Source organism: uncultured Methanobrevibacter sp. (assembly GCF_937881195.1).
GTDB lineage: Archaea > Methanobacteriota > Methanobacteria > Methanobacteriales > Methanobacteriaceae > Methanobinarius.
On record NZ_CALGFC010000016.1, the window covers coordinates 1 to 26,365 of the forward strand.

Here is a 26,365-nt window from a genome sequence, read left to right on the forward strand (position 1 = left end):
TATAAATTTAAAGGAAAAATAAAAGAAAAAAAAGAAAAAATTATGAGTCACCCTCTATATATATATTAAAAAATTTTGTTATTAGTATTATATTTAATTAATTATATTTGGTATATATCATAATAATGAAACTTTATAATCCTAAAACTAATTTTTATAATTTTAACATGAAAATTTGTAAAATATCTCTTTTTTAATTAATTAATAATTTTATTTATTTTTTGAAATGTAATAAAATTTTAAATAAAATATTTATCATTATTAAATTTGGACATATGTTATTAAAATGAAATAATTTTCACTAAATTAAAGTTATTTCAAAAAATTTATTTTATAGGAAATATATAATTATTAATAATGAAATTTGAGGAATGGAATATTTGGTATGAAAAAATATTAGTTGATTTTGGATTCTCAAGAGAAGAAGATGAAAAAACTGCTGCTATTTTAAACAAATTATTATCTGTTAAGGATTCAATTAAGATTGAAGATTTATTAGATAATCTAAAACATGAAAAGATTACTATACATAATTTTCATAAGAATAAATCTAATATAAAAAAATTCATTGTTTTTGGTGCAGGTCCTTCATTAAAAAAGGATATTATGAAAATTAAAAATTTTTGCAATTTAGAAGATTCTAATGAGTATATATTAATCTCAGCCGATGGGGCAACAACTGCTCTTTTAGAAGAGAAAATTGTTCCAGATATAATTGTAACAGACTTAGATGGAAAGATTGAGGATTTGATTTTAGCAAATGATTTAGGGTCAGTTTTTGTTGTTCATGCACATGGTAACAATTTTGAAAAAATATTAAAATACACAAATAGTTTTAATAAAATACTAGGAACTACTCAATCTGAACCATTTTCAAATCTTTATAATTTTGGAGGTTTCACTGATGGGGATAGGGCAGTATTTTTAGCTATTGCTTTAAATGCAGAAAAAATTATTCTTGCAGGAATGGATTTTGGAAAAATAGTAACTAAATATTCTAGACCAGAAATTGAGACTGAAACCGCTGATGCTGATGAAATTAAACAGAAAAAATTACAATACGCTGAAAAGTTAGTTAACTGGGCTAAAGAAAATAATGACATTGAAATCATTAATTTAAGTAAATAACTACTAAACTAATAAATATAAAAAATAAATACTAAACTAATAACTTTAAAATAATATTTTACAAAATAATATTTTTCAATAATATATTTTTAGATATTATAATTTACAATTATTGTATTTTTATAATATACTTTACAATTATTATATTTTGGCATATCAAAATTAATATAATTAATTTTATTTTCGGTTTTATGCTATATTTTATGACTTTTTTTAATTAGTGATTTTTTTCATATTATACAAATATTTTAGTTTATCTTTGATACATATTTTTGAGATATTTTAAAATATTAAAATATACTTTTTTATATAAGTTTATACAAATTATTGTTATGGGAATTGAAGATATATTACTTCATGATGAAACAATATTTCAGGATATAAATGCATTTAATCCAGATTATATGCCTGAAAACTATAATTTCAGAGATTCACAAATGGAAGCCATGGCCATGTCTATTCGTCCAGCTTTAAATAATGGACGACCAATCAATACTGTAATCCTTGGGTCTTGTGCTACAGGCAAAACTACTGCAATAAAAAAACTTTTCGAGATGGTTGAAAAAACTTCTAACAAGGTATTTTGCTGTTATATTAACTGTCAATTGCACACTACTCGTTTTAGCATATTTTCACAAATTCATAAAAAAATATTTGGTCATGCTCCTCCTGAAACAGGTATTCCTGTATCAAGAGTTTATGAAAAGATAATGCAACATCTTTCAGACGAAAAAAAAGCCTTATTGGTAGCTTTTGACGATGTTGATTATTTATTCAAAAATAATATGGTTAATAAAATTTTTTATGATATATTGAGGGCTTATGAGGAGTTTCCTGGCGTTAGAACTGGTTTATTTGCAATTCTATCTGAACTTGAGTTTAGGTTCGTATTAGATAAAAATGTTAACACTGTTTTTATACCTCAAGAAGTATCTTTCTCTCCATATACTCGAACTGAGATATTAAATATATTGACTGATAGGGCTAAAGCAGGATTTTATCCTGGAGTGATTAACAATGACATTTTAGAGGAAATCACTGACTATTCTATTGATGGTGGTGATTTGAGAACTGGAATAGATTTGCTAAGAATTTGTGGAAACATAGCTGAATCTAATGCATCAAGAACTATAGAATTATCTCATCTTGAAGAAGCTAAATCTAAAAGTAATTCTTTAAAATTAGTTGAAACGCTTCGTTCATTAAGTAAATCAGAAAAATCTTTATTAAAAGTTATTGCAGCTGCTGATGATTCTATGAATTCAGGTCCACTGTCTAAATTATTTATAGAAGACACTGGGCTTAGCTATGCAACATTTGGTAGAGCATTAGAAAAATTAGAATTTTTACGATTAATTGACACAAAATTCACAGGAAAAGGAATAAGGGGAAATTCAAGACAAATAATTCTCAGAGTTAATAAAGAAGATGTTAAAAAATGTTTGTTGTGATTATTATATAAATAGATATTTTTTAGATAAATATTTTTTTTACCTATTATTCTTCTTACTTTTTATTTTATATTATTCATTATTTTTAATTATTATTTAAATATATATTTCCTATATATAGTTCTATATTATTATTATTATTATTATTATTTAAAATAGTATTTTAAGATAGAATTATTATTATTTAAAATAATATTATTTATAAGATGATATTTTTAATCCATATAATTTAATATTAAACTATATGGATAGCATAATGATAATTTTATTTACTATATGCTTATTATCTATGTGTTCTTATTATAGCTAATTTAATGCAAACTTGTTCAATGCAAATTTTATCTTAAATATAATGTTTGACATTTAAAATAAAAATTCTTGCATGGTTTACTCATTAGCTACATTAGGGTTTGGTAGTATAATTTTTTTTAAGTTATATATTGGATTTATATAATATTAAAATTATAATATCAATATAGGGTTAATACGGATATTAATACTTTAAATTCCAAAAATAACACTAGGATTAGGGGTTGTAGCTATAGATAATATACTGAAAAGCAATACTACAAAAACAAAGAGTATTACCATGCAAGATTGAAAGCTAATGTTTTTAAAGAATAAAAAATCACTTATATTTGTTTTTTTCCTTAAATCATTTCTTAAATATTGGTTTGTATTTTTTGACATATTATCACTCAAATTTGTTTACAATTATAATGAGTTGAAAAATACATATAAAAAGAATCCGAGAGAGCTTATGATAAGTAATATTAGTTTTTTTAAAAAGCTAAAAATATTTATTTATATTATAAACTGTTAAATAATTTTAATAGTAATTTAATAGTAATTTTAATATAATAAAATTAGAAATTTTTATTTTTCCAAGATGTATATGAATAACAAAAACCACCTTAAAAAAAATACTCAAAAAAGATTTGAATTTTTTGATGTGACTGCAGATATTGGATTTTGGGCTTATGGCAAAACTTTAAATGAAGTTTTTGAAAATGCTGCTTTAGCAATGTTTGATGTTATCACTGATGTTAAAAAAGTGGACAAAAATGATTCAAAAGCTATATATGTTGAATCTGAAGATTTAATGTCTTTATTGTATGATTTTTTAGAAGAATTATTGATTATTCATGAAGTGGATTTAATGTTATTCTCCAACTTTGATGTGAATATAATTAAGGAAAAATATAATTGCAGTGAAATTTTTAAGTTAAATGCAGTTATAAATGGTGAAAATATCAATTGGAATAAACATGATCGAAGAAGTGAAGTTAAAGCAATCACTTTTCATATGATGGAAATCCTTTGTGATGATATCTGTAAGGCTAGAGTAATTTTAGATCTCTAAACTAACATAATTACATTTTAACTACTTTAAATTTGCCTCTTTATTTAAATCCACATTCTTTTCTTTATTTTACTTTTATTCGATTTATTATCTCATTTTTATAAAAGTATTTGGGAACTTATTTTTAAATTTTAGAATCTTTAAAATAGAATTATGTAAAATATAAAATTTATTAATTATAAAAGTTATTTATTATAAAATTTAGTAAGTTTTAATATATTGTAATATTAAAATATAATTTATAATAAACTATTGAAATTTAATATTGTGGTAGTATTTTGTATAATAAATGAAAAAGTTATCATACCTATTTATCAATTCTATTTAGGTATAAAAATTTTTAGTATGTTTAAAATTTTTGATATAATGTTAAGTTTAAAAATGTATATTAAATCTGTATGAAATTCATTATTAATTTGAATTTAATTTAAATTTTTTATTAGTTGTTATTTTGATTCATTTTTATTAATTTTTTATCCAATTAATTATTAGATGATTTTTATGAGTATAAAAGAGAATATTACTGAAATTAGGAAAGATGTTTGGGAACTTTCTAGTAGCTACAAAAAAGAGATGAAAGTACCTGGACGTTTTTATTTAGAAGAAGAAGCACTTAAACACCTTGAAGATGGAGCTATTGAGCAAATTGCTAATGTAGCATGTCTTCCTGGTGTTCAAAAGTTTTCAATTGGCCTTCCAGATATTCATTTTGGTTATGGGTTTCCAATTGGTGGAGTAGGAGCTTTCAGTGCTCGTACTGGAGTAGTTAGTCCTGGAGGTGTTGGTTTTGATATTAATTGTGGGGTTCGGATGATTAGAACAAACTTCACTGAAGATGATATTAAACCAAAAATGAAAGAAATTGTTGATAAACTTTTTGTTAATGTTCCTTCTGGAGTTGGGAGTAAAGGTAAAATAAGGTTAAAAGATAATGAAATCGATGATGTTCTCAATTTTGGGGCAGAATGGGCTGTTGAAAATGAATATGGTTGGGAAGAGGATCTTAATTTCCTTGAAGAAAATGGTAGGATGTTAGATGCAGACTCATCTAAAGTTTCTGATAAAGCTAAAAAAAGAGGAATTCCTCAACTAGGGTCTCTTGGTTCTGGAAATCATTTTCTTGAAGTTCAAAAAATTGATGAGATATTTAATGAAGAAGTAGCTAAAGTTTTTAATCTTGAACCTGATACTATAACTATAATGGTCCATAGTGGATCTCGTGGTTGCGGTCATCAAGTTTGTTCAGATTATCTTAGAACAATGGATAAAGCTTATAAAAAACATAACCTTAATATTCCAGATAGACAATTAGCATGTGCTCCTGTTGAATCTAAAGAAGCTCAAGACTATTTCCGGGCAATGGCAGCGGCTGCTAATTATGCATGGGCAAATCGTCAAATGATGGTTCATTGGGTTAGAGAAACATTTGAAGGAATATTTAATCAATCAGCTGAAGATATGGGAATGTCTGTTATTTATGATGTTGCACATAACATTGCTAAAAAAGAAGTTCATAATATAAAAAATAGGAATGAAGAGGTTATTGTACATAGAAAAGGTGCTACTCGTGCATTTGGTCCTGGTAGGGTTGAAATTCCAATTGAATATAGAAATGTGGGTCAACCAGTTTTAATTCCTGGAACTATGGGGACTGCTTCTTATATTCTCCATGGAACTGATATTGCTATGGAAGAAACTTTTGGTTCTACCGCTCATGGTGCTGGAAGAAAATTAAGCCGTACTGGTGCTAAAAAGAAATTTACTAGTGATGAGGTAAAAAATAATCTAGAAAGTAAAGGAATTTATGTAAGAGCTAATTCCCAACCTGTTTTAGCTGAAGAAGCTCCTGAAGCTTATAAAGATGTTGATCAAGTTGTTCGAACATCTGACAGTAGTGGAATAGCTAAACTTGTAGCTAAAGTAGTACCTTTAGCAGTTACAAAAGGATAATTTATATTTTTAATTTTTTATATTTATATTTTTAATTTTTGGTGTATTTATGATAGGTATTATTGGTGGTAGTGGTGTTTATGACATTACAAATAAAGCAGACTCTGTGGAAAAAAAAATAGTTAAAACTCCTTATGGAGAGTCTGCTGAAATTTCTCTTTTTATGATTGGAAAAAATAATGTGGCTTTTATGCCTCGACACTCTGGAGATCATAGCACACCTCCCCATAAAATTAATTATCGTGCCAATATTTGGGGTCTTCATAGTTTAGGAGTTAAACAAATTATAGCTACAAATGCAGTTGGCTCACTTAATGAAAAAATTCATCCCGGTTCATTGGTAATAGTTGATGATTTTATAGATTTTACTTCTAAAAGAGATAAATCGTTTTATGATGATCAAGTTGTTCATGTCGATGTTACAGAGCCTTATTGTAATAGATTAAGATCTCAAATTATAGCTAATAAATCTTTAATTACTAAAGGTGACTTTGTAGAAAAAGGAGTTTATGTTTGTAATGAAGGACCAAGATTTGAAAGTCCTGCTGAGATAAAAATGCTTCAAATTTTAGGGGGAGACGTTGTGGGTATGACTGGCCTTCCTGAAGCAGTATTAGCTAAGGAAAAAGAAATTTGTTATGCTAGTATATGTTTAGTATCTAACTATGGTGCATCAATTTCTCCAAATAAATTAACAATGGATGAAGTTTTTGAAATAATGGAAGTCAAAGGTCAAGAACTTACTAATCTTATATATAAAACTGTTGAATCTTTGAACAATGATTTTGATTGCTATTGTTTATCTGCTTTAGATGGTGCAGGGGTTTGATTTTTAATCATCCATTAAAACAGATTAATAAGTTTTATAAATGATTAATAAGTTTTTATAATAAATTTTATTATATTTATCTTGTTTATTGTATCAATATTTGTTTATTATCTCACTATTTGTCTATTATATCACTTTTGATCTATTATATTCCTATTGGTTTATTATGTCAATAGTGTTTTATTCTATTAATATGGTTTATTTTATTCTATTGATTTAATATTTCATTTTTATCAAGAATTTTTTTATTTACAAATATGTTTTTTTATAATTGGATTAGTGTTTAATAAACTATTCAATAAATATTTCTTCTATTTTAACCTCAAAGAATTTAGCTATCTTAAATGCTAATTTAAGTGAAGGATCATATTTATCTTTTTCAATAGCTAAAATGGTTTGTCTAGATACTTTAAGTTTTTTAGCTAATTCTTCTTGGGTAGTATTATGTATTGCTCGGAATTCTTTTATTCTATTTTTCATTTTTATTCTCTTTATATGTCTATTTTTTCATTTAAAACATTTATTCTATATTTAATAAACTTTTTTTTATTAATTACTATATCTTCTTTTAAAATAAGTTCTACTTATTAAATAGATAATTATTCCTATAAATGCTGTAAAAGAGAATGCATAGGCTATGATAATATATTCAGGATATACATTTCTGAGGGTAAATATGGCTATTGCAACATAAATAACTATTGCCATCACTGATCCAAATGCTGGAAGTGATGCTTTCTCATCTATATATCTTGTTCTTTCATCTTCAATTATTTCCTCATTTCTACTTTTAAAAAATTCATCTAATTCTTTATAATATTTTATTGTAGGTATTAATACAATTATAAATAGTATCATAGAAACTATAAAAAGATTAAAATTTGCAAATATAATTCCTAAAACCCATGTAAATGTCACTAAAGTTGATAATATAATAGTTATAATTACTTTTATCTTTGATTCCATATTTTCACCTTATATTGTGCTTATAAATTTATTAATTATCTTATCTTTATTATTATTCTATCTTATTAGATATAACAGTTTATTAACTATTCAATTTTATTAAATATCTCATTTTTTCAATTGTTTAATTTTAATAAATAATATTAAATTATTATTGAACTTATTTTTCTATATTAACTTATTTTTCTATACCAAAATTATTCCTATGTGCTAAAATTATTCTTATAATCTTTGTTAATAATCTTATACTTTTTGTAAATATTTCTTTACATTTTGTTAAAGATATTGTACATTTTGTTATATATAGTTTTCTATTTTTAATATTTTAGTGGGATTTTAATTTTTTTATTTAAGCTTTGATTATTTTGTAAAATTTTATAAAACATATTATTTGAATTTTCAATTCATGAATAAAATTTAATTAAAATGAGAAATATACATATGGCTATAAATAATAATGATATATTTAATATTTTTCATTAAATGATTTGAAAATATTTAAAATTTATATGGAGTATTAAAGATGGTAGATGTAGTTTTATTAAGTGGAAGTCCTAGAAAAAATAGTAACACCGTTGAAGTCTTAGAAATTTGTGCTGATGAGATAGAAAAAAATGGATTAAGTACTGAAATTTTAAGTCTCAGAGGAATGCAAATTCAATCTTGTATAGCTTGTAATAAGTGTATAGAAAAAGGCAATTGTGTTCTTAAAGATGGCCTTGACGAAATAATTGAAAAAATAAGAGAAGCTGATGGATTTATACCTGCAGCACCAGTTTACTTTGGTACTGCTAGGGGAGATATAATGTCTGCTCTTCAAAGAATTGGTAAAGTTTCTCGTGGAACTGATCAATTTTTATCTTGGATGGTTGGAGGGCCAATTGCTGTAGCTAGAAGAGGAGGTCAAACTCTTACACTTCAAGAGATGTCCATGGTTTTTCCTATAAATAATATGATTATGGTTGGTTCTAACTATTGGAACATTGTATTTGCTCTTGAAGAAGGTACAGCTAAATCTGATGAGGAAGGAATAGGCACTATTAAGTTATTTGGAGAAAATGTAGCTAAATTAATTCAAAAAATTAGAGATTAAATAATTATATTTTTATATTTATTATTTATAATATTTTTTGCAATTATTATATGATCTAAAAATAGGGTGAAGAGGAGAAGCAATAATGAGGCTAGCTGTTGCTTCGTCAGATGGAAAAAATGTAAATTTGCATTTTGGAAAAGCAAAATCTATATTTATCTTTGATTTTGATGAAGAGGGAAATAATAAAGTTTTTGTTGAAAAAAGAACTGTTGAATTTGTTCTTGGGCAAAAACACCAATGGATGAAAACTTTAAACACTATTAGCGATTGTGATGTTGTTATTTGTGTTCAAGCAGGATTTAAATCAAAATTTGGAATTGAAGAGTCTGGTTTAAAGCTTGTTGAAGATGAGGGTCCTATTGATGAAGTTATAAATAGATACATTGAACATTATAAATTTATGAGGAATCCTTTATAGTTGACTCCTCTAAATAAGGTTATTTAATTATAAATATAAAAAAATTATAAAAAGGCTATGAATATGCCTTTAAGAATTTTTAAGAAGGTTATAGATTGAAATCAATTATTATTTATGAATCTATTCATAATAATAATACTGAAAAAATAGCTAAAACCATAGCTAATGAAATTAATGCAGAATTATTAAATGTTAAAAATTTTAATGATTCTCATAGAAACCTTGATGACTATGATTTAGTTGGATTTGGCTCTGGCATATATTATGGTAAAATTCATAGAAAATATCGAACACATGGATAATCAAAAAACTTTTATCTTTACTACCAGTGGAAGGGATAAAAAGGACTTTAACAAAAAATTTAGGGATATTTTAGATTTAAATGGGTTTAATGTTGTTGCTGATTTTAATTGCAAGGGTTTTGATACTTTTGGTCCTATAAAACTTATTGGAGGAATTAACAAAGGCAGACCAAATGAAAAAGATGTAGATAATGCAAAAAAGTTTTCTAAATCCTTATTAAAATAAATTTTTGAACTTTAACTATCTAATATTTTTCTAATAGTAAAGCCATATTTATCTTTGATTGTTATTCTTATATTATTAAATTATATTAATTTATTTAAATATTATAATAACATTTTTATTTTTATATTATTAAATTATATTAATTTATTTAAATATTATAATAAAATTTTTATTTTTATATTATTTCAAAAAACTTTAAATAGGATAAATGTAAATGTTATATTATCCTTTATGGGCGGGTTTTAAAGTATTTTAAAACTTTATTATAAACAATTTTCAATAATGTTCGGATTGAGTCCGATATCAGATTTGTGAATTAGCGGTTTTTATAGCTAATGATTCAATTCTAGTTAATTTTATTGTTTTTAAAGACAATTGTAAATTGTATTATCTAATTTTATATGAAAATATTATAATAGTATTTAAAATTTGAATTGTAAAATAATCTAGATTTTAATTAAATATTTTTAAATATTAATCAAATTTATAATATTTTTACAAAGTTTATAATATTAATATAATTTTCATAAATAATACTAATTATAATTTCAATAATTAATAATTGATTGTTATTTCTTTATGTTTAATTTAATAATTGAAATAATAGTCTAAGATTTAAAATTACAAATTAAGGAATTAAATAAAAATTAAAAGGATGTAATATATATGGCAAAGGCAAAAAGAAGAAGAGCACGTGATACATGGAAAGAAAAATCTTGGTATACTATTAAAACCCCAATTGAATTTGGAGATAAAGAGATTGGAGATACTCCTTCAAGAGATCCTGAATTTTTGAAAGGTAGGGGAGTAGAAGTCACTATGAGAGAATTAACTGGTGATTTTTCTAAACAATATATAAAACTAAAATTTGAAGTCGATAATGTTGCAGGAGATATAGCTAATACCAAATTTACTGGCCATAAAGTAACAACTGACTATGTAAGAAGTATGATTAGAAGAGGAACAAGTAGAATTGATACTCATGTTGCTATTAAAACTAAAGATGATCATAAAATGAAATTGCATGTTTTAGCTATAACTACAAGAAGATCTAAATCTTCCCAACAAAAATTTATGAGGGAAACAATAACTGGTCTTGTTAAAAAATTAGCTAGTGAAAGAAGCTATGAAGATGTAATAGAAACTTCAGTTAACGGAAGAATGGCTTCTGAAATATATCACAGGGCTAAAAAGATTTATCCACTTAAAAGAGTAGAAATCATTAAAAGTAAAGTATTAGATTAATTTAAGGTTATTAATTTAACAAATTATTAATTTAATCACTTAAAATTTTATTTTTTATAATTATTTTTTAATTATTTTTTTATAATAATTCTTTTTAATTACTTTTTATAATTAATTTTTATAATTTTATTTTTTATAATCATTTTTCCATATTTTATTTAAATTATTTTAGTGGTTTTTATTAATATTTTTAATATTTCTTAGATTTATTACAAACTTTATTATATAATATATTTCTCATTAATGGTTTTTTATTAATTTTATAATACTAATTTTTGTCAATTCGGCATATTTATATAAGTCATATAATAAATTTAATAGTGATGATTGTTATGGAAGAGACCTTAATGATAAATTGGGGGTATGTAATTTTACTTCTAGTAGTCGGAGCTTTTACTTATAATCGGAAAGCTTTAGATTTATGGGGAACTCTTGCTATGATTATTATGGGTATTATAATCATATTTTCTGCAGGAATTAACTGGCTACTTTTAATTTTAATTTTCTTAATTTTGAGTCTTATTGCTACAAGACAGAGTAAATATTATAAGCAGAACTTAGGGATATATGAGGGTAAAAGAACTGCAAAAAATGTCATTTCTAATGGTGTTGTAGCTTTTATAATGGCTGCATTTGGAGGTTATTATCTTCCTCTTGTAGGTGGTTTTATAGGAGCTATTGCTACTGCTACTGCAGATACATTAGCAAGTGAAATTGGAATACTTCAAAAGCCAAGATTAATAACCACAATGAGAAAAGTTGCTCCTGGGACAGATGGTGCAGTTTCTGTTTTGGGAACAGTAGTAGGAATAATTGGTGCTGCTATAATCGGGTTTTCAGCCTTTTTATTGGGTATTATATCGGATCCTATTCTTTCATTAAAAATTGCAGTCATATCTGGAACTATCGGCTGTTTTATGGATAGTATACTTGGGGCAGTATTTGAAAGAAGAAATTTTATAAATAATGAGCATGTCAACCTCTTAGCAACTATTACTGGAGCAATAATCGGCATAATTTCAACATTATAGTTTTAAATATTGTAAATCATGAATTTATTTTTATTTTTTAGATAAGCTCCTAATTTTTTATTTTCCTATCATTTGGAATATAAAAATTTTTATTATTATGTTATAATATATTTTTAGCTAATATTATGCTATCCTATATTTTATCAATAGCTTAATCGGAATATACTTTAATTATTAATACTATTTAATTTATTAATAAATAATAAACTATTGAAATATATCAGAATATTATATAATATTATATTAGTGGATTATATTAATTTTAATATATTATTAAATTTATTTTATTAAAGCTTATATGTTTTAAATTTCAATATATAATCAACTATCATATACTCTAATTACAAAATAGTATTCAAAAGATAAAATAAAATATAATCAGATAATAATTATTAAAGTATAACTGAAATACCTGTAATCAAATAATAAATATTAAAATAATTAAAATAGCTATATCAATATTGTAATTAATGCCAAAATTAAATTATAATTAATATGGCTAATATTTTAATCCATAATCGTTTAGACTATAATGGCTTAATTAAATTGCTTTAAATTATTTTAATTTAAGTAGTATACTATCTGTATGAAAGTAGATAATTATAAATATTTATTTAATTTATGTATTACATTATATAATATAGTGATTTTTATGAAAGGAATGATTCTAATAATGGATGGGCTTGGAGATCGCCCATTAAAAGATTTAGATGGCAGGACTCCATTACAAGCAGCTAAAACTCCTAATATGGATAAAATGGCAGAAATGGGTATTAATGGATTAATGGATTCTATTAAACCAGGTATAATTCCTGGAAGTGATACTGCCCATATTTCAATACTTGGATATAATCCTTATGAAATTTATACTGGAAGAGGGCCATTTGAAGCTTCAGGGGTTGGTGTTGATGTATTGCCAGGTGATATAGCATTTAGATGTAATTTCTCTACTGCTAATGATGAAAAAATAATTATTGATAGGCGTGCAGGCAGAATAAGGGATGGAACAGTAGAAATTGTTGAGACTCTTAATGATATGGTTATAGAAGGTTATGAAGATATAAAAATAATATTTAAGGAATCTACTGGCCATAGAGCAGTTCTTGTCTTAAGGTCTGAAGGAGATAATAAACTTTCTGATGCTGTTTCAGATGCAGATCCTAAAAATGAAGGAAAACCTCCTAAAACAGTTTTCGCAACTGATAGTACTAAAGAAGCTATTATGACTGCAGATATTTTAAATAAAATTGTTGATAAGTCTTATGAAATGATTAAAGATCATCCTATTAATAAAAAAAGAGAGGAAAATGGTGAGCCTCCTGCAAATATTATTGTACCTAGGGGTGCAGGAGCAGTACCAAAAGTTGAACCTTTAAATGAGAAATATAATTTAAATTCTGTATGTATTGCTGAAACAGGACTTATAATGGGTATTGGCAGATTTGCAGGTATGGATATAATTGAAGTTGAGGGTGCAACCGGAGGAGTAGACACTAATCTTGATAATATAATTAATGAGATTGTTAAACATGCAACTGGTGATGAATATGATTTTTTACTTGTAAATATTGATGGTGCAGATGAAGCCGGTCATGATGGTAATTTAAATGAAAAAATGGAATTCATAGAAAAGGTTGATGAAGTCGTTATAAAGAAATTACTTGAAATTGAAGACTGTTATATCATTTTAACTGCTGATCATTCAACTCCAATTTCTCGCATGGATCATACAGCAGACCCAGTTCCTTTAATCATTAAAGGCCCAGAAGTTAGAATCGATGGGATAAATAAATTTAGTGAGATGGATGCTTACAAAGGAGGACTTTGTAGAATTCGTGGTTCTGATGTTATGAACATTTTAATGGATTTGATGAATAATTCTACAAAATTTGGTGCTTAAATTTTGAATTTAAGATTTAAAATATATAATATTTCTAAATTGGGATTTAATATATAATAAGATTTTTAAAATTTATCTTTAAAAATTTAATTTATGTTATGATTTTAATTATTTTAATTTTATGTGGCTAGGAGTAAAAATATGCCGTTTAATACTGAGAAAAATAAAAAACTTTTTGGAACTTCTGGAATAAGGGGAAAAATAGGTGAGGATGTAACAGCAAGCCTTGCTCTGAATGTTGGAAAAGCTTTAGCTACTTATTTGGGCAAAAAGGGAAGTGTTGTAATTGGGTATGATACAAGAACCACAAATGAAATGCTTGAAAATGCAATTACTGCAGGTTTACTAGAATCTGGTTTAAATGTTTTTAAAATAGGCATGGTTCCCACACCTATTGTAGGATTTGCTGTTAAAAGTTTAAATGCTGATGCTGGAATAATGATTACTGCTTCTCATAATCCTTCAGAATATAATGGTATTAAATTATGGAATAAAAATGGAATGGCTTATACTCCTTCTCAAGAAAAACAAATAGAAAATATAGTTTATTCAAAAAATTTCATAGAATCTCCTTGGAATGATATTGGAAATATTATTTATGAGGAAGAGATTAAACAGGAATATATTAATAGTATTCTAAATATCATAGATATAAAATCAGGCTTAAAAATAGTTATTGATTGTGCTTCAGGTGCAGGATCTGAAATATCTCCTTTGCTGTTTAGAATGGCTGGGTGTGAAGTAATAACTTTAAACTCTCAAATCGATGGATTTTTCCCTGGCAGGAATCCAGAACCAAACGAATCAAATCTTCAAGATTTGATGAAGGTAGTCAAAGCTACTGGGTCTGATTTGGGAATAGCTCATGATGGCGATGCGGATAGAATGATAGCAATAGACGAAAATGGCAGAATTGGGGATTTTGATAAGTTATTAGCTATTATATCTAAATATATGGCTGAAAAATATTATAAACCAAATTTAAAAGTTATCACTACTGTTGATGCAGGTATATGTCTCGATGAATCTTTAGAAAAAGTTGATGGTAAGATTATCAGGACTAAAGTCGGAGATGTAAATGTGGCTGAGTCTATAATTGAAGAAAAAGCTATATTTGGGGGAGAGCCTTCTGGAACATGGATACATCCTGATTTTTGTATGTGTCCTGATGGAATACTATCTGGACTTAGAATGGCAGAAATAGTTTCAAAAAAAGGCCCGCTTTCTAAACTTCTAGATGATATTCCAAATTATCCGAGTATTAGGGAAAAAATTGATTGTTCTAAAGAGGACAAGATTAAAGTAATGGAAAATATGGAAAATTTATTAATAAATTCTTTTGATAATGTTGTGGATGTTAACAAAATTGATGGGGTTCGATTAACATTTTCGGATGGAAGTTGGATTTTAGTTAGGCCCTCTGGAACAGAAGATTATATTAGGATAACACTAGAAGCTAAAAATGATCAAGATGCGAGATTAATGAGGGATATTTCAGCTAATATAATAAAAAAAAATTTAAATTAAATTTGATATACAAATAATTTCTAATAATTTGATATAAAAATAATTTCTAATAATTTAATATGCAATTAATTTCTAATAATAATATTTATTAAACATCCAATAAAAATATGATAAATAGAATAATAATGAGTATTATACATATCTATTTGTAATAATCATTATATTTATTGTATGTGTAATATTTGCATTGTTTGTTAGCTAATCAGTTATTTATTTCAATGATTTGTAGGGGAGATTTTTTTGAAAGCTATAATATTAAGTGCGGGTGAAGGAACTAGAATGAGGCCGTTAACACTAACTAAGCCTAAAACCATGCTTCCAGTTGCAGGTAAGCCTATTATTCAATATAATATTGAGTCTTTGAGGGATAGTGGGGTTACTGATATTCTTCTGATTGTAAATTATAAAGAAGATATGGTTAGAAATTATTTTAAGGATGGAAAAGACCTTGGAGTTAACATTACTTATAAAAGACAAGAAGAATTATCTGGAACAGCTAATGCTATTGGTTATGGTGAAGATTTTGTGGATAATGAGTTTATAGTTTTAAATGGGGATATAATATTAGATACTTCTCTTTTAATGAATATTATAGATGAATATTCTCAAAAAAAACCAGATACTTTAATGGTTTTGACAGAAGTTGAAGATCCAACTCTTTTTGGAGTTGTTGAGATTGAAAATAATATTGTTAAGAAGATAATTGAAAAGCCAACTATTGATGAAGCACCTAGTAATTATGTTAACACTGGAATTTATATATTCAATAAAGACATTTTTGAAAAGATACTAAAAACAGAAAAATCTTTAAGAGGGGAATATGAAATTACTGATTCTCTATCTATGCAGATATTAGATAACAAAACTATTTTGGGATTTAAATCAAATAAAAAATGGCTCGATGTTGGACGCCCATGGGAATTAATTGAAATTAATGAGTATTTTTTAGAAGAGATTACTACTAATATTAAAGGTAAAGTAGAACCTGGGGCCCATGTTCATGGTAATATCCATCTTGGTGAAGGTAGTGTGATTCGATCAGGAGTTTATATAATGGGTTCTGTTTATATTGGTGAAAATTGTGATATTGGTCCTAATTGTTATATTAGGGGAAGTACTTATTTGGGAAATAATGTTAATGTAGGAAATGCTGTTGAAATAAAAAATTCAATAATAATGGATGATACTAATGTCAACCATTTAAGTTATGTTGGGGATTCTGTTATTGGTTCTAATTGTAATATTGCTGCTGGTACAAATGTTGCTAATTTAAGATTTGATAATGAAACAGTCAAAACAAAAATAAAAGATGAAAAAATTGATAGTGGAAGACGTAAACTCGGGGCAATTTTTGGGGATTCTGTTAAAACTGGAATTAACTCAAGTTTTAGCCCTGGAGTGAAAGTTGGATGTAATTCTTCCGTTGGTTCTGATGTTTTACTTTATGAGGATCTTGAATCTAATAAAGTAGTTTTAGTAAAACAGAAACATATTATCACTGACAAAAAGATTAATTGAGTTCCTGATAAAGAATAGATATATAATTCCTATTTAATATTAAATATTTTAAGGAACTGAATTTAATATTCATCATATTTGTCATATTTATTATATTCATTATATTTATTATATTTATTAAATTTATTAAATTTATTATTTTGTATGATTAAAATATTATTCTAAATTAGTAAAATATTATTTGGCAGGAATAAAATGGTTATTAATGGTTTAAATGATTTGAAACCACAGATACACGAATCAGTAAAACTTTTTGAGGGTTCTCACATTATTGGAGATGTAAAAATTGATGAAAACTCATCTGTATGGTATAATGCAGTTATTAGGGGAGATAAAGGACCTATAGTTATAGGTAAATGTTCTAATATTCAAGATAATTGTGTTATTCATTGTTCGGATACTCTAACTACTACATTAAAAGATTTTGTTTCAATAGGTCATGGTGCAATAATTCATGGCTGTGAAATAGGTGAAAATGTCATTGTTGGGATGAATGCAACAATTTTAAATGATTCAAAAATTGGTAATGATTCTATAGTTGGTGCAGGATCTGTTGTAACGGAAGGAAAAGAATTTCCAAATCAAAGTTTAATAATGGGAGTACCTGGCAGGTTAATAAGACAATTAAATTCTGAAGAAATAAAAAAAATTAAATCAAATGCATTAGACTATGTTGATTTGATAAAAAGTTATTAGTTATTAATTTTATTTCTGATCAACTATTTATTTATTATTTAATTGTTATTTTAGTGTTATTTAATTAATCAAATAGTTATTATAATTCAATTGTACTTTAATTATAATTTATTTATATTATAATTTAGTCATAATATAATTTAGTAATATTACAATTTAATCATATTACAATTTAATCATGTTTTAGTTGTAATTTAATTCTAATTTAATTATATAATTATCTTTCTGATATTTATATTTTATATTTAATCATTATTCGTTTATTTATCTTTTTATCTGTTCATTTATTGATTTAATTTGGTTATTTTTATTTAATTAATAATGAATAAAATAGATAAATATTATTTTAAGGTAATAATATGAGAGTAAGAAAAGTAGTAAAGGAATTAGATCCATACATTCCTGGAAGATCTCAAGATGAGATAGCTGAAGAGTTTAATTTGAAAAAAGAGGATATAATAAAATTGGGGTCTAATGAAAATCCATGGGGTCCCTCAAAAAAAGCTTTATATAATATTAAAAATGAATTAAATTATATAAATCGCTATCCTGAATCTGATTTGGAAGATTTGAAGAAGGAAATTGCAGATTATTCTGGAGTTGATTCTTCAGAAGTTATCATTGGTGGTGATGGTGCTGATGAAATCATTGATATTTTAGCTAAAACATTTATAGAGGAAGATGATGAATTTATCGTTCCACTTCCATCTTATATGTATTATGAATTTTTATTTAAACCATATGGTGCAATTCCAGTTTATGGGAGATGGAATTTAGATGATAATACTTTGGACATTGAGTCTATATTGTCTAAAATAAATGAAAATACTAAAATGATATTTTTATGTTCTCCTAATAATCCTACTGGTGCATTAGTTTCTAGAGAAGATATTATTAAAATTCTAAAAGTTACTGAAGAAAAAGAAATAGTTTTAGTTATAGATGAGGCATATTTTGAGTATTCTGAAGTAAATAATGTTGATATTATTAATAAATACTCAAATGTTTTCATAATGAGAACAATGTCTAAAGTTTTAGGCTTAGCTGGCATGAGGATTGGTTATGGTATTGCAAATTCTAAAATGATTGATTATATGCATAGAATAAAACCAGTATTTTCTCTTACGAAACTTTCTTATTATGCTGCTTTAAATACACTTAAAGATAAAGAATATATTAAAAACTCAATAAAAAATGGGATAGATAGTAGAAACTATTTATTTGAAGAATTATCTAAAATAAATTCTTTAAATGTTCTTAAATCTTATTCTAATTATATTTTAATAGGAATTAAAGATATTGGAATCACTGCAAAGGAATTAACTCAAAAATTAATGGAAAAAGGAGTTATTGTTAGAGATTGTACTTCTTTTAAAGGTTTAGATGAATATTGGATTAGGGTAAGTATTGGAACTATGGATGAAGACAAAAAATTTTTAGAAATATTAAATAATGTTATTGGGGATATATAATTAAATAATATATATTTGCATTTTACAAATATAAAAATAAAATAAGAATAAAACACAAACATAAATATAATTTATAATTTGATTAATTAATGTGATAATATGGAAATAGGAGGGACTTTAATATCTTCGGTTGAATATAATGGGAAGATGTCTTTAGTTATATTCATGGCACTTTGTCCTTTAAGATGTCCATATTGTCATAATTTTGAGTTATTAAAAAAAGGGGATGAAAAATCTCTTGAAGAGATTTTCAGAATTATTGATAATTCTTTAGATTATATAGATGCTGTTGTTATATCTGGAGGAGAACCTTTAGTTCAAATTGAAGATACAATTGAACTATTGAAGTATTCAAAATCTTTAGGTCTTAAAACTAAAGTTGATACGAGTGGTTGTTACCCTAAACGCATAATAAAAATTTTAGAGTTTACTGACTACATTTCGCTTGATGTTAAGGCCCCTTTTGATAAATATGAGGAGGTTATTGGTGCAGATATTGGTGCGAATGTTAAAAAAAGCATGGAAATTATTAATGAATCTCAAAATACTTTTTTAGAATGCAGAACCACTTATGTGCCAAGAATCTTAGAATATGAAGACATTAAAAAGATCTCTACCCAGATTTCTTGTGATGTTTATACATTACAGCAATTTCGAAATAAAGTAGTATTGGATAAAAAGTTGAATGATATAAAAAGCCCAAATCCTTTAGAACTTAAGGATTTAGCCAAAAAATTAAAACCTAATTTGAAAAAAATAAAAGTAAAAACTTCAGAATTTGGAGAAGAGTGTATTTAAGTATTATATTATCTTCTATTCGATATAAGTTTTTTTATAATATTTATAAAAATATTAAAATTATATTCATAATTTGATTATTTATAATAAATAATAATATATAATACTATCATATGAATATTTAATTGGAGGAAGCAAATGCCAATTATATCCTTTGGAAGCCAAGATATAGACCTCATAACTGGTAAAAAAACAGTTACTATTCGAAAATTATGGAAAAATCCTCTTAAAATTGGTGATAGGCTACATTGTTATTGGAATTTAGTTTCTAAGGAAAAAAAGAAAATATTTGAAGCTGAAGTTACAGCTGTTGACTTAATTTCATTTAAAGATTTAAAAAATGATGAGGAAATAGCTAAAGAAGAAGGTTATGAAAATTCTCTTGATATGGTAAAAGAATTTAAAAAAATGTATGTTAATGATATTGATGATGATGACCTATTTCAAATAATTCATTTTAAAAAATTAGATATTGATCAATGGGAAGGAGAAAAGATTAATGAAAAAGCAATGGTGACTCAAAGAGCAGATATACTATTTGATAGTGGTAAATATGATAAATCTGCATTGTGTTATACAGCTGCTTTAAAATTCGATCCAAATGATGTTTATTTGCTCAATAAAAGAGGAGACAATTTATCCCGTTTAGGAAGATTTGAAGATGCAGTTAGATGTTATGATAAAGCTTTAGAAATAGAGCCTAAAAATGAATATATTTGGAATAATAAATCTATAGCTCTTCTTAATTATGGTAATCCTGAAAAAGCCTTGGAAACTAATAATAAAGCAATGGAATTAAATTCTAAAAATTCTGTTGTTTTATATTGGCGAGGTTTCATTCTAGAAGTTCTTGGTAAACTTAATGAGGCTCTAGAAGTTTATGATGAGTTAATAAGAATTGACAATAAAAACCCTGAAGTTTGGAATGCTAGGGGGAATTTGCTTTCTGAGATGGAAGAACCAGAGGAAGCTTTAAAATCATATGATAGGGCATTAGAATTATGTTTTGATGATAATGACATAGATGCTGAAGCACAAAACAGAAAAGGCAATGCTCTTTTAGATCTTGGAAGATTTGATGAAGCATTAGAATCTTATGATAAGGCAATTGACATTGCTAAAAATAATTTGGAAGATCCAAGCTATTTTATACTTAATAAGGGCGTTGTTTTGATGGAATTAAATAGATTTCAAGAGGCAATGGAATCTTTTACAAAAGTTTTAGCAATAAATCCTAAAAATGACGATGCTAGAGTTTTAAGAGATGAATGTTTAGAGAATTTATAGATTTTTGCTTTATATGGTGCTATTTGTTATAAAATATAATAATCATAATTTTCAATAAACATTTATTGTTGTTATATAATTAATTTTTATATTTTTCAATTAATGATATTCCCCAATTCGCCATTTCTGTTGCGTTTTTTTGAGAATTACTTTCAGAAAAACATCTAAATATTGGTTCAGTTCCAGAAGGTCGTATTATAACCCAACCATCTTTTTTGAAAATTTTAACTCCATCTGTCGTATCAAGATCATACCCAAGTTTAGAAACTTCTTCTGCAATATTATTCATAATTTTCTGTTTTTTATCATCATCACATTGACATTTCATTTTTTCTGAATAGTATACTGGAAGCTCTTCTACGAGCTCTGATAATTTTTTATTTTCTGTGGCTATTATTTCTAATATTTTTGCTGCTGACAATGCGGCATCTCTTCCATATACAAAGTCTGGAAATATAAGTCCTCCATTTTCTTCTCCACCAAACAATCCATTTTCTTCCATCAGTTTTCTTGCTACTAACAAGTCTCCTACAGCAGTAGCTATAACTTCTCCATTATTTTCATCAGCTATATCATAAATGGCTGTAGATGTAGCTACAGTGGTTACAATAATATTATTGGCTTTTTTATGAAGTCCTTCTTCATTTTTTTCTTTTAACATTCTTTTTTCAACTAGAGAAAATGATTTATCTCCAAGAACAAAATTCCCTTTTTCATCTATGCATATTGTTCTGTCAGCATCTCCATCATGAGCTATTCCTAAATCAGCTCCTAAATTTTTCACAGCAGATATTAAATCTTTTAAGTTTGCTTCAATTGGTTCAGGGTCACGACCAGGGAAAAATCCATCTGCTTGGGAATTTAATGTTATTAATTCACAACCTAATTTTCTTAAAATAATTGGTGCAGTAAAACAGCCTGCTCCTGAACCACAATCAAGAATAACTTTTAATTTAGCTTTTTTGATTTTTTCTACATCAACTCTTTTAAGAACTTCTTCTATATATTCTTCAATTATTTTGTCATTTTTAAAAAGATTTCCTATTGATTCCCAAGATGCACGAACAGGTTCACCATCAAAATACATTTTTTCAATAGCTAATTCATCAGCATCACCCAAACCAATTCCATATTTATCAACAAATTTTATTCCATTATATTTTGGTGGGTTATGGGAAGCAGTAACTATTATTCCTCCATCATAATAGTTTCTCACTGCATATTGTACTGCTGGTGTCGGTAAAATTCCTAAGTCTATAACATCGCAACCAGAGGACATAAGCCCTGCGATTATGGCATGTTTTATCATAGGAGTTGTTGTTCTAGTATCTCCTCCAATAGCTACTTTTCCTTTAATTAAACTCCCATAGCTAGCAGCCAATCTTGATGCGAATTCTGGTGTTAAAACGTCATTTACTGTTCTTCTTACTCCAAATGTCCCAAATAATCTTTTTATCATAGTAATAACCTTTTAAATTATCTTATATTAGTAAACTTTTAAATTATCTTTTTAAATATTTTAAGTATAAATTCAATACAATACTTTGAAATATAATATAAAAGTATTTTTGAAGAATTTAATATTCCTAATATCTATTATTATGATATATTTAGTCATTATATTATTAATGATTATTGATATATTTGTTAAGATAGTATAATCATTAGTTCTCTATCTTTATAGAGTTAGAATTATGAAGAATCAATTCTATTGTTGATTTGAATTCAGTAATAGTTCCTGTGACTTTTACTTTATTATTCTTAAAGTTTTCAATATTAATTCCATTTTCTACAAATTCTGTTATTGTAGATTCAAATATCAATATAGTTATTTTCCCTGATCCATCATTTAATGTTAAGATATAGCTTTTTCCATTAGATGATTTTTTCACCATTTCTATATTTCCAGTAATTACTACTTCTTCATCAATCATTCCTCTATCAATTTTTTTTATAATTGTCTCTTTAGGATTTATTTCCCCTGCAAAAATAACAATTCCCATTAACCCAATCATTGTTGTTATTAAGGCTATTTTAATTATTTTATCATCAGTGATTTCCATAATAATCTCTTTTGGTATTTTTTTATTAAAATATTAAAAAAATTAGTCACATTGATTTATACACAATGCTCTAATTTATAATCCATAAATAGTTTAATAATAAGTATGAATTTATTTAATCTAAATAACATTTATAATTTGTTCAAGTAACCTAAAAAGATTAATTTTGATTATTATAATTGTTTTATTAAATATAAATTATTTAATATATAAAAAATACTAAAGAATAATAATTAGATAAGTAAAAAAAATAATGAGTTAATTAGAAGATGTAAAAAATAATATGTAAATTTAAGTGATATAAAAAAATAATATAATATTTATAATAGTTATAATAGTTATAATAGTTATAATATTTATAATACTTATAATAGATATAATGATTATAAATTTTATAAAATGAAAAAAATACTGATTAAAAGTAAATATCAATAGGATATTAATGATATTTTTATTTAAATTTTTAAAATATGTCTATTTACCCTTTAAACATAGATTTAATTCTCTCAACAGTATCAATATCAGATAATCCTTTATCTTCTCTAATTCTTTTAACAACGGGGAACCTTAAAGAGTATCCTGCTTCATATTCAGGACTTTTAACTATTTCACTATACGCGATTTCTAAAATTATTTTTGGTTCGACCTGTATTTTTGTTCCTTTTTCTACAATTTTATATTTATTCATTAGTTCGGTTAATTCTGCTAGTGTTTCATCATCTAAACCTGTAGCTACATGGGCTAATGTTTTTAATTGATCATTTTCATCAATTAAAGCTACTTTATATGAACCAATAAAATTAGCTCTTTTTCCAACACCATAAGTTCCACCTACTACTACAACATCTAATGTTTCAGGTTCTGCTTTAAATTTTAACATTTTTTTTCCACGTATTCCAGGAATATAAGGTTCTTTTGGATTTTTGATCATAATTCCTTCATGTCCTTCAGATATGGATTTATTAAACAGGTTTTCTGCATCTGAAACATTTTCCATAGTAACTTTAACCATATCACTTAGATTTATCTGCTCTTTTTCAATATTAACAATCGATTCAAGTGTTTTTCTCCTTAAATCTAATGGTTTGTCTATCATAGATTCTTTATAATAAAGAAGATCGAAAAGATATAGTTTTAAGGGCACATCTTCAATTGCCTTTTCAATATTATATTTTCTTCTTACTCTTTGCAACATGTACTGGAAAGAAATAGGCTTATTATTTTTTGTAGCTATTATTTCTCCTTCAGCTATAAAATCATGATCTGGAAATGTTTCTCTTATGTAATCCACCATTTCTGGGATTGCTTTACTTATATTTTCCAGTCTTCGAGTAAATAAATTTATTTCATTATTTTTCTTATGAATTTGTACTCTTATTCCATCATATTTTGTTTCACAAATTGCTTCTCCCATTTCTTCAACACTTATGGCTATACCTTCTGAAAGTTGGGCCAACATTGGTTTAACTGGTTTTCCAGGACTTAAATTTAATTTTTTAAGGCCATATTCTCCTTCTTTCTTTGCAACTTTCGCTACTAGGCCTAAATCATTAGTCAACATATGGGCTCTATCTGCTATGGATTTTTCTACTTTAAATGCTTCTGAGATTGCATCTCGAACTATTCCTTCTCCAACTCCAAGTCTAAGCTCTTCAATTATTGTCCTAGAGATATATTTTGCTTCAGTTGCTGTAGCAGAAGATAATAATTCAAGAACAATCGCAATTTTTCTATTAGTAGATCTATCTCCTGAAATTTTAGCTAATTTACGGAGATTATTAAATACAAAATCTATTTCAAGAGGCTTAGAAAAAAAAGTTGTTTGAGATTTACTTTTATAAAGCTCTTCAGCAGCTCCACCAATATCACCTTGTTCTCTGACTTGATCTTCTACTTTGTTTACTGGAACTCCAACAACATTAGCTATTGCTTTCATAAGTAATTTATCAGCTAAACCCTGCTCTTCTTCACACCAGGGAGGAAATACTGTACCAAGAGTCATGAGAACGACTTTAGGGAGAGTTTCAATATCTAATTCTTTAAAAAATTCAGATAAGATGCTTGTTTTTTCCAATCTTTTTGTTGTTGCAGCTAATGATTCGTATACATCAACTAATTTTTGATATTTCATTTTATCCTTCTTAAGTAAAAGTTTATTAAATATTTTTTAATATATAAACATTTATTTTCATTTTTTAACAATTATAGTAGTTAATATGGTCTTATTGACTATTTATTTATTTCCAAATTTTGAATTTAATTTAAGAATAATTTTAACTTATATGATATTATAATTATATAATGATAAATTTAATGATTAATAGTTATATAATTAATAATATTAGCTATAATCTTTAAAATATTAATTATATAAGTTATATATTAATTATATATTTTAAATATTAGTCATATAAGTTATATACTAATTTTTTTATTGTTTTAAATATTAATTTTAGATAGGATTTGTTATTAAAAATAAACATGATTATTAAATAAGGGTTTTATTACAAAAATAAAAAATGAGTTTATATTAAATTTAGATTTTATTTATTTTGCAAAACTTTATATATAATTATATGTAAATTAATATTGTTCATATAATATTTAGTCATAATAGAACAATTATATGATCATTTTTTTTAAATTTAGAACATATTTAAGGTGCAAGAAATGGAAGCAAAAAGCGATATTGACATAGAAGATCCCGATCGATTGGGTAATTTGGAGAATGTCAGATTTAAATTTTGTTTTTCAATGTTTTAGTTTTTTTTCTTTAAATTACCTTTTTTTGAGTGGTTAAATAAATTTATTTTTAGCCTATTTAATTTTCTTATTATGTTTCATATAAAAATAATTTATCTATTTTAGATTTTTAGACTTTTAGATAAATGATTATAATTTTTTATCTAAAATTTAACTTAATTATATAATTAATTAAAAATCTAAATTATTTAATATTAATTTATAATTATATTGTATCATGGTTTATTATATTCTATTATATTTTATTTATAATGATTATATTATATGAAACATAATTTACATTAATTAGCTACTTAATATTTATTTTCTGTTAAATTCTATGTCTAATTCTTTAGC

The 26,365-nt window shown here is 25.4% G+C and carries 24 protein-coding genes; 18 read left to right on the forward strand and 6 right to left on the reverse strand.

Annotated elements, in window-relative coordinates; translation table 11 throughout:
• The first annotated feature begins 357 nt into the window (after nucleotides 1–357).
• Nucleotides 358–1,128 carry a 6-hydroxymethylpterin diphosphokinase MptE-like protein gene (locus Q0087_RS01635; RefSeq protein WP_297897803.1) on the forward strand — a complete coding sequence of 257 codons (771 nt, stop codon included), beginning with the start codon at nucleotides 358–360 and terminating at the stop codon, nucleotides 1,126–1,128.
• 323 nt (nucleotides 1,129–1,451) lie between these two features.
• Nucleotides 1,452–2,579, forward strand: coding sequence for an ORC1-type DNA replication protein (locus Q0087_RS01640; protein WP_297897883.1), 1,128 nt, complete (start codon nucleotides 1,452–1,454; stop codon nucleotides 2,577–2,579).
• A 501-nt stretch (nucleotides 2,580–3,080) separates the two neighbouring features.
• On the opposite strand, the gene Q0087_RS01645 is transcribed toward Q0087_RS01640, so the two are convergent.
• Nucleotides 3,081–3,269, reverse strand: a complete 189-nt coding sequence (locus Q0087_RS01645; protein ID WP_297897804.1) for a hypothetical protein — start codon at nucleotides 3,267–3,269, stop codon at nucleotides 3,081–3,083.
• A 205-nt stretch (nucleotides 3,270–3,474) separates the two neighbouring features.
• Here Q0087_RS01645 and Q0087_RS01650 point away from each other — a divergent pair, with 205 nt between their 5' ends.
• The 3 genes from Q0087_RS01650 to mtnP all read left to right on the forward strand — a co-directional run bounded on the left by Q0087_RS01650 (nucleotide 3,475) and on the right by mtnP (nucleotide 6,721).
• Complete coding sequence (locus Q0087_RS01650) at nucleotides 3,475–3,942, forward strand: archease (protein WP_297897806.1); 468 nt, start codon at nucleotides 3,475–3,477, stop codon at nucleotides 3,940–3,942.
• A gap of 501 nt (nucleotides 3,943–4,443) precedes the next feature.
• Nucleotides 4,444–5,892, forward strand: coding sequence for an RtcB family protein (locus tag Q0087_RS01655; RefSeq protein ID WP_297897808.1), 1,449 nt, complete (start codon nucleotides 4,444–4,446; stop codon nucleotides 5,890–5,892).
• Between the two features lie 49 nt (nucleotides 5,893–5,941).
• Nucleotides 5,942–6,721 (forward strand): S-methyl-5'-thioadenosine phosphorylase, encoded by a 780-nt coding sequence (mtnP, locus tag Q0087_RS01660; protein WP_297897810.1) that lies wholly within the window; start codon nucleotides 5,942–5,944, stop codon nucleotides 6,719–6,721.
• Between the two features lie 291 nt (nucleotides 6,722–7,012).
• On the opposite strand, the gene Q0087_RS01665 is transcribed toward mtnP, so the two are convergent.
• Together Q0087_RS01665 and Q0087_RS01670 are read right to left on the reverse strand one after the other, a co-directional pair.
• Entirely contained in the window at nucleotides 7,013–7,207 is a 195-nt protein-coding gene (locus Q0087_RS01665; RefSeq protein WP_342765314.1) for a helix-turn-helix transcriptional regulator, read from the reverse strand.
• Nucleotides 7,208–7,270: 63 nt separating this feature from the next.
• Nucleotides 7,271–7,687, reverse strand: a complete 417-nt coding sequence (locus Q0087_RS01670) for a DUF2178 domain-containing protein (protein WP_297897816.1) — start codon at nucleotides 7,685–7,687, stop codon at nucleotides 7,271–7,273.
• Nucleotides 7,688–8,210: 523 nt separating this feature from the next.
• Between Q0087_RS01670 and Q0087_RS01675 the strand changes: the two genes are divergently transcribed.
• From Q0087_RS01675 to Q0087_RS01735, 13 genes are all read left to right on the forward strand, one after another.
• Complete coding sequence (locus tag Q0087_RS01675) at nucleotides 8,211–8,780, forward strand: flavodoxin family protein (RefSeq protein ID WP_297897819.1); 570 nt, start codon at nucleotides 8,211–8,213, stop codon at nucleotides 8,778–8,780.
• A gap of 85 nt (nucleotides 8,781–8,865) precedes the next feature.
• Nucleotides 8,866–9,201, forward strand: coding sequence for a NifB/NifX family molybdenum-iron cluster-binding protein (locus Q0087_RS01680; protein WP_297897822.1), 336 nt, complete (start codon nucleotides 8,866–8,868; stop codon nucleotides 9,199–9,201).
• Nucleotides 9,202–9,296: 95 nt separating this feature from the next.
• Nucleotides 9,297–9,503: a flavodoxin domain-containing protein gene (locus Q0087_RS01685; RefSeq protein ID WP_297897825.1), complete on the forward strand. Its 207-nt coding sequence runs from the start codon at nucleotides 9,297–9,299 to the stop codon at nucleotides 9,501–9,503.
• The gene (locus Q0087_RS01690; RefSeq protein WP_297897827.1) at nucleotides 9,466–9,729 is read left to right on the forward strand and encodes a hypothetical protein; all 264 of its coding nucleotides are present in this window, start codon (nucleotides 9,466–9,468) and stop codon (nucleotides 9,727–9,729) included. The genes Q0087_RS01685 and Q0087_RS01690 overlap by 38 nt, the downstream gene beginning before the upstream one ends.
• Nucleotides 9,730–10,395: 666 nt before the next feature.
• Complete coding sequence (locus tag Q0087_RS01695; RefSeq protein ID WP_297897829.1) at nucleotides 10,396–10,974, forward strand: 30S ribosomal protein S3ae; 579 nt, start codon at nucleotides 10,396–10,398, stop codon at nucleotides 10,972–10,974.
• Nucleotides 10,975–11,297: 323 nt separating this feature from the next.
• Entirely contained in the window at nucleotides 11,298–12,005 is a 708-nt protein-coding gene (locus Q0087_RS01700; protein ID WP_297897831.1) for a TIGR00297 family protein, read from the forward strand.
• 652 nt (nucleotides 12,006–12,657) lie between these two features.
• Nucleotides 12,658–13,905 carry a 2,3-bisphosphoglycerate-independent phosphoglycerate mutase gene (locus Q0087_RS01705; RefSeq protein WP_297897833.1) on the forward strand — a complete coding sequence of 416 codons (1,248 nt, stop codon included), beginning with the start codon at nucleotides 12,658–12,660 and terminating at the stop codon, nucleotides 13,903–13,905.
• A gap of 141 nt (nucleotides 13,906–14,046) precedes the next feature.
• Nucleotides 14,047–15,432 (forward strand): phosphoglucosamine mutase, encoded by a 1,386-nt coding sequence (glmM, locus tag Q0087_RS01710; protein ID WP_297897835.1) that lies wholly within the window; start codon nucleotides 14,047–14,049, stop codon nucleotides 15,430–15,432.
• A gap of 234 nt (nucleotides 15,433–15,666) precedes the next feature.
• Nucleotides 15,667–16,950: a bifunctional sugar-1-phosphate nucleotidylyltransferase/acetyltransferase gene (gene glmU, locus Q0087_RS01715; RefSeq protein WP_297897884.1), complete on the forward strand. Its 1,284-nt coding sequence runs from the start codon at nucleotides 15,667–15,669 to the stop codon at nucleotides 16,948–16,950.
• 195 nt (nucleotides 16,951–17,145) lie between these two features.
• Nucleotides 17,146–17,646 carry a gamma carbonic anhydrase family protein gene (locus tag Q0087_RS01720; RefSeq protein ID WP_297897837.1) on the forward strand — a complete coding sequence of 167 codons (501 nt, stop codon included), beginning with the start codon at nucleotides 17,146–17,148 and terminating at the stop codon, nucleotides 17,644–17,646.
• A gap of 359 nt (nucleotides 17,647–18,005) precedes the next feature.
• Nucleotides 18,006–19,118, forward strand: a complete 1,113-nt coding sequence (gene hisC / locus Q0087_RS01725; RefSeq protein WP_297897839.1) for a histidinol-phosphate transaminase — start codon at nucleotides 18,006–18,008, stop codon at nucleotides 19,116–19,118.
• A gap of 99 nt (nucleotides 19,119–19,217) precedes the next feature.
• The gene (locus Q0087_RS01730) at nucleotides 19,218–19,916 is read left to right on the forward strand and encodes an anaerobic ribonucleoside-triphosphate reductase activating protein (protein ID WP_297897841.1); all 699 of its coding nucleotides are present in this window, start codon (nucleotides 19,218–19,220) and stop codon (nucleotides 19,914–19,916) included.
• A gap of 138 nt (nucleotides 19,917–20,054) precedes the next feature.
• Nucleotides 20,055–21,203 (forward strand): tetratricopeptide repeat protein, encoded by a 1,149-nt coding sequence (locus Q0087_RS01735; protein ID WP_297897843.1) that lies wholly within the window; start codon nucleotides 20,055–20,057, stop codon nucleotides 21,201–21,203.
• Between the two features lie 79 nt (nucleotides 21,204–21,282).
• Here the strand turns inward: Q0087_RS01735 and glmM (Q0087_RS01740) are convergent, their stop codons facing one another.
• The 3 genes from glmM (Q0087_RS01740) to Q0087_RS01750 all read right to left on the reverse strand — a co-directional run bounded on the left by glmM (Q0087_RS01740) (nucleotide 21,283) and on the right by Q0087_RS01750 (nucleotide 25,397).
• Complete coding sequence (glmM, locus tag Q0087_RS01740; RefSeq protein WP_333658574.1) at nucleotides 21,283–22,662, reverse strand: phosphoglucosamine mutase; 1,380 nt, start codon at nucleotides 22,660–22,662, stop codon at nucleotides 21,283–21,285.
• Between the two features lie 205 nt (nucleotides 22,663–22,867).
• Nucleotides 22,868–23,266 (reverse strand): OB-fold nucleic acid binding domain-containing protein, encoded by a 399-nt coding sequence (locus Q0087_RS01745; RefSeq protein ID WP_297897844.1) that lies wholly within the window; start codon nucleotides 23,264–23,266, stop codon nucleotides 22,868–22,870.
• A 478-nt stretch (nucleotides 23,267–23,744) separates the two neighbouring features.
• Entirely contained in the window at nucleotides 23,745–25,397 is a 1,653-nt protein-coding gene (locus Q0087_RS01750) for an ATP-dependent DNA ligase (protein WP_297897846.1), read from the reverse strand.
• Between the last annotated feature and the right edge of the window lie 968 nt (nucleotides 25,398–26,365).